The 11,931-nt window shown below is 61.9% G+C and carries 14 protein-coding genes; 4 read left to right on the top strand and 10 right to left on the bottom strand.

The window, feature by feature from the left end:
• Window positions 1-76: 76 nt before the first annotated feature.
• Both ACQ5BM_RS21150 and ACQ5BM_RS21145 read right to left on the bottom strand, forming a co-directional pair.
• Window positions 77-595: an acyloxyacyl hydrolase gene (locus ACQ5BM_RS21150; RefSeq protein ID WP_429815474.1), complete on the bottom strand. Its 519-nt coding sequence runs from the start codon at window positions 593-595 to the stop codon at window positions 77-79.
• Between the two features lie 155 nt (window positions 596-750).
• Window positions 751-2,169, bottom strand: a complete 1,419-nt coding sequence (locus tag ACQ5BM_RS21145) for a PLP-dependent aminotransferase family protein (RefSeq protein WP_429815471.1) — start codon at window positions 2,167-2,169, stop codon at window positions 751-753.
• Window positions 2,170-2,251: 82 nt separating this feature from the next.
• Between ACQ5BM_RS21145 and ACQ5BM_RS21140 the strand changes: the two genes are divergently transcribed.
• Window positions 2,252-2,506 carry a DUF1127 domain-containing protein gene (locus ACQ5BM_RS21140; RefSeq protein ID WP_429815469.1) on the top strand — a complete coding sequence of 85 codons (255 nt, stop codon included), beginning with the start codon at window positions 2,252-2,254 and terminating at the stop codon, window positions 2,504-2,506.
• A 145-nt stretch (window positions 2,507-2,651) separates the two neighbouring features.
• Here ACQ5BM_RS21140 and ACQ5BM_RS21135 read toward each other — a convergent pair whose 3' ends face one another.
• The 4 genes from ACQ5BM_RS21135 to purC all read right to left on the bottom strand — a co-directional run bounded on the left by ACQ5BM_RS21135 (window position 2,652) and on the right by purC (window position 4,981).
• Window positions 2,652-3,059 carry a hypothetical protein gene (locus tag ACQ5BM_RS21135; RefSeq protein ID WP_429815466.1) on the bottom strand — a complete coding sequence of 136 codons (408 nt, stop codon included), beginning with the start codon at window positions 3,057-3,059 and terminating at the stop codon, window positions 2,652-2,654.
• 55 nt (window positions 3,060-3,114) lie between these two features.
• A complete protein-coding gene (gene purQ, locus ACQ5BM_RS21130) occupies window positions 3,115-3,786 on the bottom strand; it encodes a phosphoribosylformylglycinamidine synthase subunit PurQ (RefSeq protein WP_173516609.1) in 672 nt (223 codons plus the stop codon).
• A 170-nt stretch (window positions 3,787-3,956) separates the two neighbouring features.
• Window positions 3,957-4,199: a phosphoribosylformylglycinamidine synthase subunit PurS gene (purS, locus tag ACQ5BM_RS21125; protein WP_034794427.1), complete on the bottom strand. Its 243-nt coding sequence runs from the start codon at window positions 4,197-4,199 to the stop codon at window positions 3,957-3,959.
• 17 nt (window positions 4,200-4,216) lie between these two features.
• Window positions 4,217-4,981, bottom strand: coding sequence for a phosphoribosylaminoimidazolesuccinocarboxamide synthase (purC, locus tag ACQ5BM_RS21120; protein WP_173516607.1), 765 nt, complete (start codon window positions 4,979-4,981; stop codon window positions 4,217-4,219).
• 230 nt (window positions 4,982-5,211) lie between these two features.
• Between purC and ACQ5BM_RS21115 the strand changes: the two genes are divergently transcribed.
• The gene (locus ACQ5BM_RS21115) at window positions 5,212-5,526 is read left to right on the top strand and encodes a DUF1476 domain-containing protein (RefSeq protein WP_429815461.1); all 315 of its coding nucleotides are present in this window, start codon (window positions 5,212-5,214) and stop codon (window positions 5,524-5,526) included.
• Window positions 5,527-5,569: 43 nt separating this feature from the next.
• Here the strand turns inward: ACQ5BM_RS21115 and ACQ5BM_RS21110 are convergent, their stop codons facing one another.
• Both ACQ5BM_RS21110 and ACQ5BM_RS21105 read right to left on the bottom strand, forming a co-directional pair.
• Window positions 5,570-8,104: an EAL domain-containing protein gene (locus tag ACQ5BM_RS21110; RefSeq protein WP_429815458.1), complete on the bottom strand. Its 2,535-nt coding sequence runs from the start codon at window positions 8,102-8,104 to the stop codon at window positions 5,570-5,572.
• A 204-nt stretch (window positions 8,105-8,308) separates the two neighbouring features.
• The gene (locus ACQ5BM_RS21105; protein ID WP_173516604.1) at window positions 8,309-8,863 is read right to left on the bottom strand and encodes an RBBP9/YdeN family alpha/beta hydrolase; all 555 of its coding nucleotides are present in this window, start codon (window positions 8,861-8,863) and stop codon (window positions 8,309-8,311) included.
• A gap of 101 nt (window positions 8,864-8,964) precedes the next feature.
• Between ACQ5BM_RS21105 and ACQ5BM_RS21100 the strand changes: the two genes are divergently transcribed.
• Window positions 8,965-9,126 carry a hypothetical protein gene (locus ACQ5BM_RS21100; protein WP_429815455.1) on the top strand — a complete coding sequence of 54 codons (162 nt, stop codon included), beginning with the start codon at window positions 8,965-8,967 and terminating at the stop codon, window positions 9,124-9,126.
• The gene (locus ACQ5BM_RS21095) at window positions 9,123-9,938 is read left to right on the top strand and encodes a DUF2189 domain-containing protein (protein ID WP_429815453.1); all 816 of its coding nucleotides are present in this window, start codon (window positions 9,123-9,125) and stop codon (window positions 9,936-9,938) included. Before ACQ5BM_RS21100 ends, ACQ5BM_RS21095 begins: the two co-directional genes overlap by 4 nt.
• A 106-nt stretch (window positions 9,939-10,044) precedes the next feature.
• Here ACQ5BM_RS21095 and ACQ5BM_RS21090 read toward each other — a convergent pair whose 3' ends face one another.
• Complete coding sequence (locus ACQ5BM_RS21090) at window positions 10,045-10,350, bottom strand: PilZ domain-containing protein (RefSeq protein WP_429815452.1); 306 nt, start codon at window positions 10,348-10,350, stop codon at window positions 10,045-10,047.
• Window positions 10,351-10,609: 259 nt separating this feature from the next.
• Window positions 10,610-11,911: an adenylosuccinate lyase gene (gene purB, locus ACQ5BM_RS21085; RefSeq protein WP_429815449.1), complete on the bottom strand. Its 1,302-nt coding sequence runs from the start codon at window positions 11,909-11,911 to the stop codon at window positions 10,610-10,612.
• Window positions 11,912-11,931: the final 20 nt, after the last annotated feature.

The following is an 11,931-nucleotide window of genomic DNA, read 5'->3' as shown; positions in this document are numbered from 1 at the left end:
GCGGCGCGACAGAAAAATACGGGCGATCAACAGTGGCTGACGCCCGTAGAGGGAGCTTTCCGGAAGGCAGCCAGCGTCAGAACTTGTAGCCGAGCGCGAGGCCGGCACGTGTCAGGCCATTGTTCGGACCGTCGCACAGATTGGCATGCGAAGCATGTTCCACGGTCGCCGAGACGTTCCAGTGCTCATCGAGACGGACGCCGGCGGCGGCGTATTCGCGGAAGAGGAAGCGGCAGCCGAGCTGAGGACCGGAACCATTCGGATTGTCGAGGTCGCCATCATGAACCGTGCCGCCGGCGCCAAACTCGACGAAAAGGCGCTTCGTCATGTCGAAGGTCCAGCTCAACCCAGCATAGGCCTGATTGACACCGTTGGACGAGGTCGCAACCGCTGCGCCCGCATGGATGCGCGGCCGCAGCAGCTTATCGCCGAAGTCGGTCGCCCCATCGGCGTCAAACGGGTCGAAATAGACGGTGAACGACGGAAACACTCCGTCCTCCTGCTTGTCGCCGGCGGCGATCGACGTTGTGACGCCGAACCGCATTTCGTCGAAAACGCCGTCCGCGGCAAAGGCCGGAGCGGCGAAGGTCAACATGGTCGTAGCGAGAAGAAGATATGCAATGCGAGGCGACGAGGCGGGGCTGAACGGTAGCGGCATGCGGAATCCTTACAAGCGAATCATGTGCGCAAAACTGCTAAAGTAGTATGTTGCTCAACCTTGCCTGAAAGTCACCCCGTGGATTTCTATAGTCACTCGAAACTGTCGTAACCCGCGCGCCCGCTGTCGAGCAGCCGCTTCAGCGTCTGAAAACCCGCTCTCACCTGGGCCCGGTCCGGCGGTGATGAAAAGCCGATGCGAATGCGGTGGAAAACGCGGTCGGTGCGTCCGGCTTTGAACTCGTCCTCGTCATCGACGAGCACGCCTTCCTGCAGTGCCGCCTGCTTGAAGGTGCCGGAGAGCCACGGATCGGGCAACTTCATCCAGAGGAACGGAATGCAGGGGTGCGAGGTGAACTCGATGCCCTCGAAGAATTCGCGGGCCATCGCTTCGCGGGCGCGCACCTCTTCGATGCCCTTGCTCCGCAGGATTGCAGCCGAACCGGAAAGCACGAGCCGGGCGCAAAGCTCAGCCAGGATGAACGGCAGACCGCCACTCACCATCTTGTGCGCAATACGGATGCGCTGACTGAAATGCGGAGGGCAGGCGACCCAGCCGCCGCGAACACCGGCAGCCACCGACTTCGAAAGACCGCCGACCAGAAAGGTGCGTTCCGGCGCAAGCTCGGCCAAGAGCGGCGTCTGGTCACCGGTCATCGCGCCATAGAGATCATCCTCCACAAGCCAGACACCGTATTTGCGGGCGATGTCGGCGATCGCCTGGCGGCGGGCAAGCGGCATGACGGCGACGGTCGGGTTATGGGCGCTCGGCATCAGGAAGGCGAGCTTCGGATGCTGCTGCGCGCAGACGCGCTCGAAATCCTCGGGGATCATGCCGAACTCGTCGGATTCGACCAGCGTCGTGCGGCGGCCGACCAGGCCGGCGCTGCGGCTCACCTGCGAATAGGTGAGCGTCTCGAAGGCAATGCGGTCGCCGGGTGCCGTGACCGCAGTGATGACGGCGACGACGGCCGCATGGGCACCGAGCGTCGGCACGATGTTTTCCGGCTTCGGGCGGAAGCCGCCGCGCGCCAGCCACAGGCAACCCGCCTCGAACCAATGGTCCGGGAAGTTGCGTGCGTAGCTTGCGATGTCCGCATGGTGGTCGTTGCTGATCTCGCCGAGCACCTCACTCAAGACCGTGCCTTGGCCGATATCGGGTGCCGCCGTGCTGTCAAATCGCAATTTGCCGGCAGGTGCGACGAGCGGTCGGGTGCCGGCAAGCGAAGTCGTCAGCGGATCCGCCTGTTCCGGCGGGCGGCTCTCGGGATGATCAAGCACATAGGTGCCGCGTCCGACTTCGCCGCTCACCAGTCCGCGTTCGCGCACGATGTTGTAGGCGCGCCCAATCGTACCGATTGTCACGCCGATATCGTAGGCGAGGTTGCGCTGAGGTGGCAATTTGGCGCCGACGGGGAGGGCGCCACTGCCGATTGCGTGTTCGATCTGGTCGGCAATCCGCGCATAGAGCGGACCGTGACCCTGCTGAATGTCCGGAAGCCAATTTGTCATAGTGACAATTCTTTAGATTACAGCGCGAAATATGTCAATTATCACCAATGCAACGATAGCAATCGCTACATTGGGGTTATCAATGAGTACAATAGATACAATTTGTTTGTCCCGCCCGGGTGCGAAGTCCGTCGAGTGCAGCAGCGCATTGCTGGGCGGCGACTATCCGGAACAGCGCGAGAGCGTGCTGAAGCGGCTTTGGGGTCTTTATTGCGAGTTGGCGGCGAAGCGGCGCGGCCGTCTGGCGCTCGGGGAAATGAGCGACTGGCAACTTAGAGATATCGGCGTTTCCGCGAAGGATGCGCGCCAGCAGTCGATCGTGCCGTTCTGGCGCTGAGAATGTCGCGCGAACCTGCGAAGCGGTTTTGCGACAACGACGCGCGCTCCCCTATCGGATCGGAACCACTGCTCGGCGATACGCCAAGGGCCGGCGCCCACTGAGGACGGCGGCCCCTGGATCGATTCGACAATTCGGCTTGGAGCTACTTGCAGCCCTGTCCGCCGGCGGCCCAGCGCTTGATATCGGTGGCCATGCGCGTACCGACCGGTTCGCTCATCAACGGCCCGAAGGCCTGCAGGCGCGCCGGGTTGCCCTCGGCCTGGATGACCGCGAGCGGCCGGGCTTCCGGCGACTTGCGCGGCACGATCAGAACGCGAGGACGGCCGGAGAAGGAATTGAGCTCCGGCGCCAGGCGATAGGACTTGAACTCGGAATCGCCCGATTTGAACCAGCAGCTATTGGCGCCAAGCGCCACGCGCTCCATAGTCGGCAGCGCAGCCGTGTTCGGGCTTGGCGCCGGCGGCTTTGGCGATTGGCAGGATGCGAGTAGCGTCAGGCCAAACGTCGCGCAGGCGAGGCTGGTCAGGCGTCCAGGGAAGAATGAAGGCATCGACGGTCTCGCTCGCATTTGGGGATGGGTCGGATGCCTTCTATCAGCCGGATGGTTAAGCGGCGATTACTTCAAGCGCCGATGCGAAGAGACCGCGGCCGTCAGAGCCACCGTGTGCGGCTTCGATCAGGTTTTCCGGATGCGGCATCATGCCGAGCACGTTGCCTCCGGCATTCATCACGCCGGCGATATCGTTCATCGAGCCATTCGGGTTGGTGCCTTCGGCATAGCGGAACACCACCTGGCCGTTGCCTTCGATCGTCTTCAGCGTCTCGGCATCGGCAAAATAGTTGCCGTCATGGTGGGCGACCGGCGATCGGATGATCTGGCCCTTCGAATAGGCGCGGGTGAAATCGGTCTCGGCATTGACCACTTCGAGCTTGATCTCGCGGCAGACGAACTTGAGCGAGGCATTGCGCATCAGTGCGCCCGGCAGGAGGCCGGCTTCGACGAGGATCTGGAAGCCGTTGCAGACGCCGAGAACCTTGACGCCCTTTTCCGCCTTGGCCTTGATCGCCTGCATGACCGGCATGCGCGCCGCGATCGCGCCACAGCGCAGATAGTCGCCATAGGAGAAGCCGCCGGGAATGACGATCAGGTCGACATCCGGAATGTCGGTTTCCGTCTGCCAGACGGTGACCGGTGCCTTGCCGGAAATCTTGGTGAGGGCCGCGATCATGTCGCGGTCGCGATTGAGGCCCGGAAGCTGGACGACGGCTGACTTCATATCTCTGTCTCCGTTAGCGGCGAGATGTCATCTTGATGCCGCGCCCCAGAGAGCCAGGCACCTTCTCCGACGAAAACAGCAGCGCTCCCTGAGGCGCTCGTGCTGCTCCGGCGGTGCTTAACGTCTGGTTCCGCGCCTGAAAGCGCGGAACGATTTCGATGCCTGATCGATCAGGCGAACGAGATGCTGTAGTTCTCGATCACCGTGTTGGCGAGCAGCTTTTCGCACATGGCCTTGAGGTCTTCCTCGGCCTTGGCCTTGTCTGCGGATTCGATCTGCAGATCGAAGACCTTGCCCTGGCGAACCTGGCCGATGCCGTCGAAGCCGAGAGCGCCGAGAGCGCCTTCGATTGCCTTGCCCTGCGGATCGAGAACGCCGTTTTTCAGCGTCACGGTTACACGTGCCTTGATCACTTTGATTTTCCCCGAAGTTATTTCACCAGAACCGGACCGGTGCCGCGCACGGGTTCGTTCTCGTTCATGATGCCGAGACGGCGGGCGACTTCCTGGTAGGCCTCGACGAGGCCGCCGAGGTCGCGGCGGAAGCGGTCCTTGTCGAGCTTCTCGCGAGTCTCGATGTCCCAGAGGCGGCAGCTATCCGGCGAGATCTCGTCGGCAAGCACGATGCGCATCATGTCGCCCTCGAACAGGCGGCCGCATTCGATCTTGAAATCGACGAGCTGGATGCCGACGCCCAGGAACAGGCCCGAAAGGAAGTCGTTGATGCGGATGGCGAGCGCCATGATGTCATCAAGTTCCTGGGGGCTTGCCCAGCCGAAGGCGGTGATGTGCTCTTCGGAGACCATCGGGTCATCGAGCGCGTCGGCCTTGTAGTAGAACTCGATGATCGAGCGGGGCAGAACGGTGCCTTCCTCGATACCGAGGCGCTTGGCCAGCGAACCGGCGGCGACGTTGCGCACGACGATCTCGAGCGGGATGATCTCGACTTCCTTGATCAACTGCTCGCGCATGTTGAGCCGGCGGATGAAGTGCGTCGGAATGCCGATCTTGTTGAGATGCGTGAAGATGTACTCGGAAATACGGTTGTTCAGCACGCCCTTGCCGTCGATGACGTCATGCTTTTTCTTGTTGAAGGCGGTCGCGTCGTCCTTGAAGAACTGGATGAGCGTGCCCGGCTCCGGACCCTCATAGAGGATCTTGGCCTTGCCCTCGTAGATACGGCGGCGACGATTCATGGATTCTGTCTCTGTGGTTGTTGGCGCTCTTGGGTCGCGCTCGTGGAATATCTCCCGGGGTCCATAGCTGAAAAGAACGGATTTCACAATCGGCGTATCTTTCCGTCCCCCTGATTTGCAGAGGGTAGCATGAAAGTCGCGAAACCCGAAAAGAACGCAATTCAGTTTGACCTCCATTTTGGTTATGGCGATAACTATTTAAGGCACCGAATTCTCAGGGAGATCATTTGATGACCACTATGCAGGATCGCGAAAAAGCCTTTGAAGCGAAGTTTGCGCTGGACGAAGAACTGAAGTTCAAAGCCGAGGCGCGTGGCAACAGACTGCTTGGTCTCTGGGCTGCCGGCCTGCTCGGCAAGCCCGATGCCGAAGCCTATGCGACGGAAGTGGTGACCGCCGACTTCGAGCGTGCCGGTCACGAAAAGATCATCCGCAAGCTCAAAGCGGATTTTGACGCCGCGGGCGTTGCCCAAACGGAAGAGCAAATCCGCAAGCGGATGCTTGAGCTTCTCGCCGAAGCGATCCAACAGATACAGAACAGCTGATAGACAAGCGCGCCCGCGGCGACCGCACGGCCATGCGGCTGGGTTAATTGTCGGCTTTGCCGAAGACCGGCTTCCATCCGCGCCGCAGGCGCCGCTCAAGCTCCAGACGATCCATCGGTCGGGCCAGTGCATAACCCTGCAGCACATCGCAGCCGAGATCGCGCAGCATCGCTGCATGCTCCCAGGTCTCGACGCCTTCGCCGACGACCTCGATGTTGAGCGAGTGGCCAATGTCGATAATTGCGCGGACGAGCTTTGCCTGTTTCGCACTCTCCGTGATCGGTCCGACCAGCGCCCGGTCGATCTTGAGCCGCGCCGGGTTGAGATTGAGCAAGCCGATGATCGAGGCGTGTCCGGTGCCGAAGTCGTCGATCTCCACCTCGATGCCAAGAGCGCCGAGGGCCGAGATCGTCTCGGCGATTTCATCCTCCGGATCGTCGAGGAAAATGGATTCGAGCAATTCGAACGAGAGCACGCCAGGCGGAATCCGCAGATCCCGCAGGTCGGCGATCAGACCGGGATCGCGCAGGCGCGGCGACGACATGTTGACCGAAATCTTGGGAACGGCGAAGCCGGACTGCCGCCAGGACTGAAAGTCGGCATAGGCAAGCTCCACGACCTTGCGGTCGATGGCCGGCAGGACATTGATCTCCTCCGCGACCTTCAGGAAGTGGAAGGGCGTGAGCACGCCGCGTTCGGGATGGTTCCACCGCACCAGCGCCTCAACGCCGGTGATCTCCAGCGAATTCGCATCGAACTGTGGCTGGTAGTAAACCGTGAACTGCCCTTCCTCGATCGCCAGGCGGATGTCGTCGCCGATCCGTTTGGCCGTCAGGATCTGTGTCTGGATCTGCTCGGAGAAGACTTCGACACGGTCGCGGCCGAGGCTCTTTGCCCGGTAGAGTGCGATATCGGCATTCATCAACAACTGCTTCGCATCGAAATCGTCGTGCCCTTTCCAGGCAATGCCGATGCTGGCGCCGAGGCGGCAGAGCTGGCCCTCATAGGGAATGGGGCGACGGAAGGCGTGAACGATGCGCTCGGCAAGCTCGGAGAGCTGCGGCAGGTTACGGCCGCGGCGGCACAGAATGACGAACTCGTCGCCGCCGATGCGGGCAATGAAATCGTCGTGGCGCGCATGCGCACGCAGGATGGCGGCCGCGTGGGTCAGCATGGCATCGCCGGCCTGGTGCCCGAGTGTGTCGTTGATCTGCTTGAAACGATCGAGATCGATATGCAGGATGGCGTTGACCGCGACATTCTCAGCCAGCATCTGATCGAGGTAGCGCCGGTTGGGCAGATCCGTCAGGTAGTCGTGCAGGGCGTTGTATTCGATCCTTGTCCGTGCCTGCTCGAGCTCGCGGTTGCGCGCCTCGGCGGAGGCCTGAGCCTGGCGCAACTCCTCCTGCAAGGCGATGTCTTCGGTGACATCCCAGTTCGCCCCGATGAGCTTTCGCGTTCCGAGATGATCGACATAGGTCGCGGCATTGGAGCGGATATGCCGGATCGAGCCGTCCGGCCGCACGATGCGAAAGGCATTGCTGTAGCGCTTGCCGGAGGCGATACCTTCGATCGTCCGAGCGATGACCTTGTCGCGGTCATCGGGATGCAGCATGTTTTCCCAGGCCTCGGAGCTCGGCGGCCCGTCACCTGGATCGAGGCCGTAGATCTCGAACATGCGCTCGTCCCAGTCATCACGCTCAGCGTCGAGGTTGAAGTCGAACACGCCGATCTTCGAGACGTCGAGCGCGAGCCTCAGGCGGCGCGAGACCTCTTCGAGCCGCGCCTCCGCCTCCTTGCGGGCGGTAATGTCCGTGTCGGTGCCGATGATGCGGCTGGGCCTGCCGTCCGGCCAATAGGCAACGGACGCACCGCGGCTCTCGATCCAGACCCAATGCCCGTCCGCGTGGCGCTCGCGGTACTCGAAAGTGTTGTATACCGCCTCGCCGGAATCCTGCCGCTCGATTGCGGCCCGCACGCGCGCGCGGTCGTCGGGGTGAACGTTCTGGATCCAGGTCTCAAGAGTCCCGTCGACCTCGGCATCGTCAGGCAGGCCACGAATCCGCTTCCAGGTGGTGGAGTAAAACAGGTTCCCGGTTTCGAAGTCGTGGTCCCATACGCCTTCAAGCGCGCTGTCGAGCGCATATTTCCAGCGGGTCTCGTCATTGCGCAGGCCGGCGATTTCGTCGACGAGATCATGGACCGGGAGCATCAGCAGGAGAAAGGCGTCCTGTCCGGCGAAAAGCACGGGCGACCAGGAGACGAGCATCGGCAGCGGGCCGGAGAGGCTTTTGAAGCGGAGCGTCATGGACGAGGTGGCCGCCGGCGGCAACACATCCCGGCCCGGCAACAGGGGCCGGTCTTCATCCAGCACGAGATCTCCGAGGAGGGCTTTCCGCAGCGAAGCCGGCGTCCTTAGCAGCAGTTCGCCGGCGCGCGCGTTGGTCGTTACGATCCGCCCCAGCTCATTGGCAATGATTGCCCCGGCTGGCAAGCGCTCCAGGGCGGCCTGCGTGAGGACATCCAAATTCGCCGGCGCACCACGCGCACCTTTGGTGAGACCTTCGTTGACGGCCACTTATCCCATATCCAGCCTTTGCGGCCGCAAATTCCAAGGCGGTGAGACCCGGAAATCAGGCTGCAAATCAAGATTCGACAACGCTCGACGCTCCTTCGAGGACGAGTCGCGCTGCCATGCCGACCGATGATGACGGCGGACAATGAACGTCGGATTAATGGGAAGTTGCAGGATTAAGGGCCGTCAACCAGTTCGCCTGAAGAATCAAGGCTTCAGGCGGCTCAGGAACTGGGCAAACACCATCGTCCCCTCCGGCCACGGGCCATGCCCGGACTCGGTGTTGATATGGCCGGATTCGCCGGCGTCGACGAGCAGCGAACCCCAGGCATTGGCAATATCGTCGGCGTGATCGTAGGAGCCGAAAGGATCGTTGCGGCTCGCGACCATCAGCGACGGGAACGGCAAGGGATCACGCGGATAGGGGCCGAACGTCATCAGATGTTTCGGGCGGATCGTCGGATTGGCCACATCCGGAGGTGCGACGAGGAAGGCGCCGGCGATCGGCTTGTTGATATGGGGCAGGGCGTGCACCGCAGTTGCGACGCCAAGTGAATGGGCGACGATGACGACCGGCTTCTCGGCGGCGTTGACCTCTTCGACCATGCGCGCCACCCAATCCTCGCGCACGGGCTTTGCCCACTCCGCCTGCTCGACGCGGCGCGCGGTGGACATCTTGCGCTCCCAGCGGGTCTGCCAATGCTCCGGTCCGGAGTTGGTGTAGCCGGGGACGATGAGGATATGGGCGTCGGATACTTTCATGGTGGCCGCGATGTGGCGCTGAAAGCGGCCGAAGTCAAGGCCTGCAACGCCGCGTGCCTTTTGAGAGGCGCTATAGCCGCAGCAAGATTTCGAAATGCTGCATGCTTGATCCCGAAATCGGCGACGATCCGACGAAACATGCGGCAGGCGACAGCGCCTTCATTTTCTGTATAATCGGCATGACGGTCGCGGTTGGTGCGACTTTGTTCCGTCGCATCGCTGTTCCGTGGCCGCTCTGGTTCGTTGAGGAGTGTGAGCCATGACAACATTCCATGTTCTGTCGGGGCCGGACGCGAGTGTCGCCCACCCCGGGATAAAGAAAATCGGCGTCTCGGATGTGTTCGATGCCTTGCGTCTCGGATTCGAAGATTTTCGCGAGAAGCCGTCGCATTACGTCTTCCTTTGCCTGATATACCCGATTGCCGGCGCGGTGCTGATCACCTGGAGCGCGGGCGCGAACATGTTACCGCTGCTTTATCCGCTGGTCTCGGGCTTTGCCCTCATAGGCCCCGTCGCGGCGATCGGCCTTTACGAAATCAGCCGACGGCGTGAACTCGGCATGGACTATTCATGGCCGCATGCGCTTCGCTTGCATCGCTCCCCGGCCTTACCATCGATCATGGCCGTCGCTGCCATGCTCTTCGTGATCTTCATCGTTTGGCTGCTGGTAGCCCAGGCGCTCTACGTACAAATCTTCGGAGCCGAACCGCCGGCTTCGATCGTCGCCTTCTGGAATGGCATCATCGGTACCGAGCCGGGTTGGAACCTTATCCTCGTTGGCAATGCCGTCGGCTTCGTCTTCGCCGTCATCGTGCTGTCGACGACGGTCGTATCCTTCCCGTTGCTGATCGATCGTGACGTCGGAGCCGTCGCGGCAGTCGAGACGTCGATCCGCGCTACCCTGGTCAATCCGGTACCCGTTGCCCTCTGGGGCTTCATCATCGCGGCAGGCCTGGTGATCGGATCCATCCCGATCTTCGTCGGCCTCGCCGTCATCATGCCGATCTTCGGCCATGCCACATGGCACCTCTATCGCAAGATGGTGGAACCCGGTCCGCGCGCCCGTACACGATAGGCCCGGCGCCGCCCGGCGAAGGCCGGCGCGACCTCTCAAAGCGAAAAGCGCCGCAGGTCAATTGACCTGCGGCGCTTGACGGCGCTGGCGTTGACCGGTCTCCGGTCTAGCGAAAGTGCTTGTAGTAGGAGGATATCTGGGCCGCCGTGTTGGACGACAGGTTGAGCTTGATGCCGATCTTGTCGCCGCGGTACCAGCGTACCATGCCGGTCAGGAAGCCCAGTTCTTCGCTTCGGATCGTCACTTCCTGCCCGGTTTTGGCGCCGATGTCGAAATAGAGCTGGAAGCAGATGCCTTCGTCCGAAAGGTCCTTGACGACGCCGTTACTGGACCCGGTCTTGCAGGTGACCATGCCGGTGATCTTCGTCTGTGTGCGTATACCCGTACGCTCGGTGCCGTCCTTGTAGGCCATGTGATCCTCGGAGCCGGTTTGACAGGCCTACAGCGCCGCGCGTCTTATCAGACGCGCAAAGGTCGCTGTAGCACTTTGATTTTCTGCATGTCTTCGTCCCCAAATCGAGATCGATTTAACGACGAAGACATGCAGGAGATCGTCACACACGATCACTGAACGTCGCGCTAAAAGAAATGCCCGCATTCGAGCGATCTGCGCCAAATGCGGGCATATTCATCAGATGCAACGCGGGCGCGTGACCCGGGAGCTGTCAGGCTCAGCCGAAGACGCGCTTGAAAATCGTGTCGACGTGCTTGGTGTGGTAGCCAAGATCGAACTTCTCGCGGATATCCTCCTCGGAGAGCGCCGCACGGACTTCCGTATCGGCCAGCAGTTCTTCAAGGAAGTCCTTGCCCTGTTCCCAAACCTTCATGGCGTTGCGCTGCACGAGGCGGTAGGCATCCTCACGCGAAACACCGGCCTGGGTCAGCGCCAGCAGCACCCGCTGCGAATGGACGAGACCACGGAACTTGTTCATGTTCTTGATCATGTTCTCGGGGTAGACGAGCAACTTGTCGATCACGCCGGTCAGGCGAGCAAGCGCGAAGTCGAGCGTCACCGTCGCGTCCGGTCCGATCATGCGCTCGACGGAGGAGTGCGAGATGTCGCGCTCGTGCCAGAGGGCAACGTTTTCCATGGCGGGTACCGAGAAGGCGCGGACCATGCGGGCAAGACCCGTCAGGTTCTCGGTCAGGACCGGGTTACGCTTGTGCGGCATTGCCGACGAACCCTTCTGGCCCGGCGAGAAATACTCTTCGGCTTCGAGCACCTCGGTGCGCTGCAGGTGACGGATTTCCGTCGCCAGGCGCTCGATCGACGAGGCGATGACGCCAAGGGTCGCGAAGTACATGGCATGACGGTCGCGCGGGATGACCTGGGTCGAAACCGGCTCCGGCTTCAGGCCGAGCGCCTTGGCGACGTGTTCTTCCACGCGCGGGTCGATGTTGGCGAAGGTGCCGACGGCGCCGGAGATCGCACAGGTGGCGACTTCCTCGCGCGCGGCCAGCAGGCGCTGCTTGCAGCGGTCGAACTCGGCATAGGCCAGCGCCAGCTTGACGCCGAAGGTGGTCGGCTCGGCATGGATGCCGTGCGAGCGGCCGATCGTCACCGTGTCCTTGTGTTCGAAGGCGCGGCGCTTCAGCGCTTCGAGCAGCTTGTCGAGATCGGAAAGCAGCAGATCGGTCGCACGGACGAGCTGCACGTTGAAGCAGGTGTCGAGCACGTCGGACGACGTCATGCCCTGGTGGATGAAGCGGCTGTCCGGGCCGACGAATTCGGCAAGGTGCGTCAGGAAGGCGATGACGTCATGCTTGGTGACGGCTTCGATCTCATCGATGCGCGCCACGTCGAAGGTGGCCGCGCCGCCCTTTTCCCAGATCGTGCGGGCTGCATCCTTCGGGATCACGCCGATTTCGGCAAGTGCATCGCAGGCATGGGCCTCGATCTCGAACCAGATGCGGAACTTGGTTTCCGGCGACCAGATGGCCACCATTTCCGGACGGGAGTAGCGCGGGATCATGGGCTTTAGCTTTCGTCGTC

It is taken from the genome of Ensifer sp. B1-9 (assembly GCF_050474445.1).
Classification (GTDB): Bacteria; Pseudomonadota; Alphaproteobacteria; order Rhizobiales; family Rhizobiaceae; genus Ensifer.
This window is presented reverse-complemented; position numbering and strand designations above follow the sequence as displayed.

What these genes read in the sequence shown, in the direction of transcription:
- purQ (WP_173516609.1), bottom strand. Translation starts at nt 3,786, where the DNA reads ATGAAGTCAGCCGTCGTCCAGCTTCCGGGCCTCAATCGCGACCGCGAC.
- purB (WP_429815449.1), bottom strand. Translation starts at nt 11,911, where the DNA reads ATGATCCCGCGCTACTCCCGTCCGGAAATGGTGGCCATCTGGTCGCCG.
- ACQ5BM_RS21145 (WP_429815471.1), bottom strand. Translation starts at nt 2,169, where the DNA reads ATGACAAATTGGCTTCCGGACATTCAGCAGGGTCACGGTCCGCTCTAT.
- ACQ5BM_RS21105 (WP_173516604.1), bottom strand. Translation starts at nt 8,863, where the DNA reads ATGAAAGTATCCGACGCCCATATCCTCATCGTCCCCGGCTACACCAAC.
- ACQ5BM_RS21140 (WP_429815469.1), top strand. Translation starts at nt 2,252, where the DNA reads ATGAGTACAATAGATACAATTTGTTTGTCCCGCCCGGGTGCGAAGTCC.
- ACQ5BM_RS21115 (WP_429815461.1), top strand. Translation starts at nt 5,212, where the DNA reads ATGACCACTATGCAGGATCGCGAAAAAGCCTTTGAAGCGAAGTTTGCG.
- purC (WP_173516607.1), bottom strand. Translation starts at nt 4,981, where the DNA reads ATGAATCGTCGCCGCCGTATCTACGAGGGCAAGGCCAAGATCCTCTAT.
- ACQ5BM_RS21095 (WP_429815453.1), top strand. Translation starts at nt 9,123, where the DNA reads ATGACAACATTCCATGTTCTGTCGGGGCCGGACGCGAGTGTCGCCCAC.
- ACQ5BM_RS21090 (WP_429815452.1), bottom strand. Translation starts at nt 10,350, where the DNA reads ATGGCCTACAAGGACGGCACCGAGCGTACGGGTATACGCACACAGACG.
- ACQ5BM_RS21100 (WP_429815455.1), top strand. Translation starts at nt 8,965, where the DNA reads ATGCTTGATCCCGAAATCGGCGACGATCCGACGAAACATGCGGCAGGC.
- ACQ5BM_RS21135 (WP_429815466.1), bottom strand. Translation starts at nt 3,059, where the DNA reads ATGCCTTCATTCTTCCCTGGACGCCTGACCAGCCTCGCCTGCGCGACG.
- ACQ5BM_RS21150 (WP_429815474.1), bottom strand. Translation starts at nt 595, where the DNA reads ATGTTGACCTTCGCCGCTCCGGCCTTTGCCGCGGACGGCGTTTTCGAC.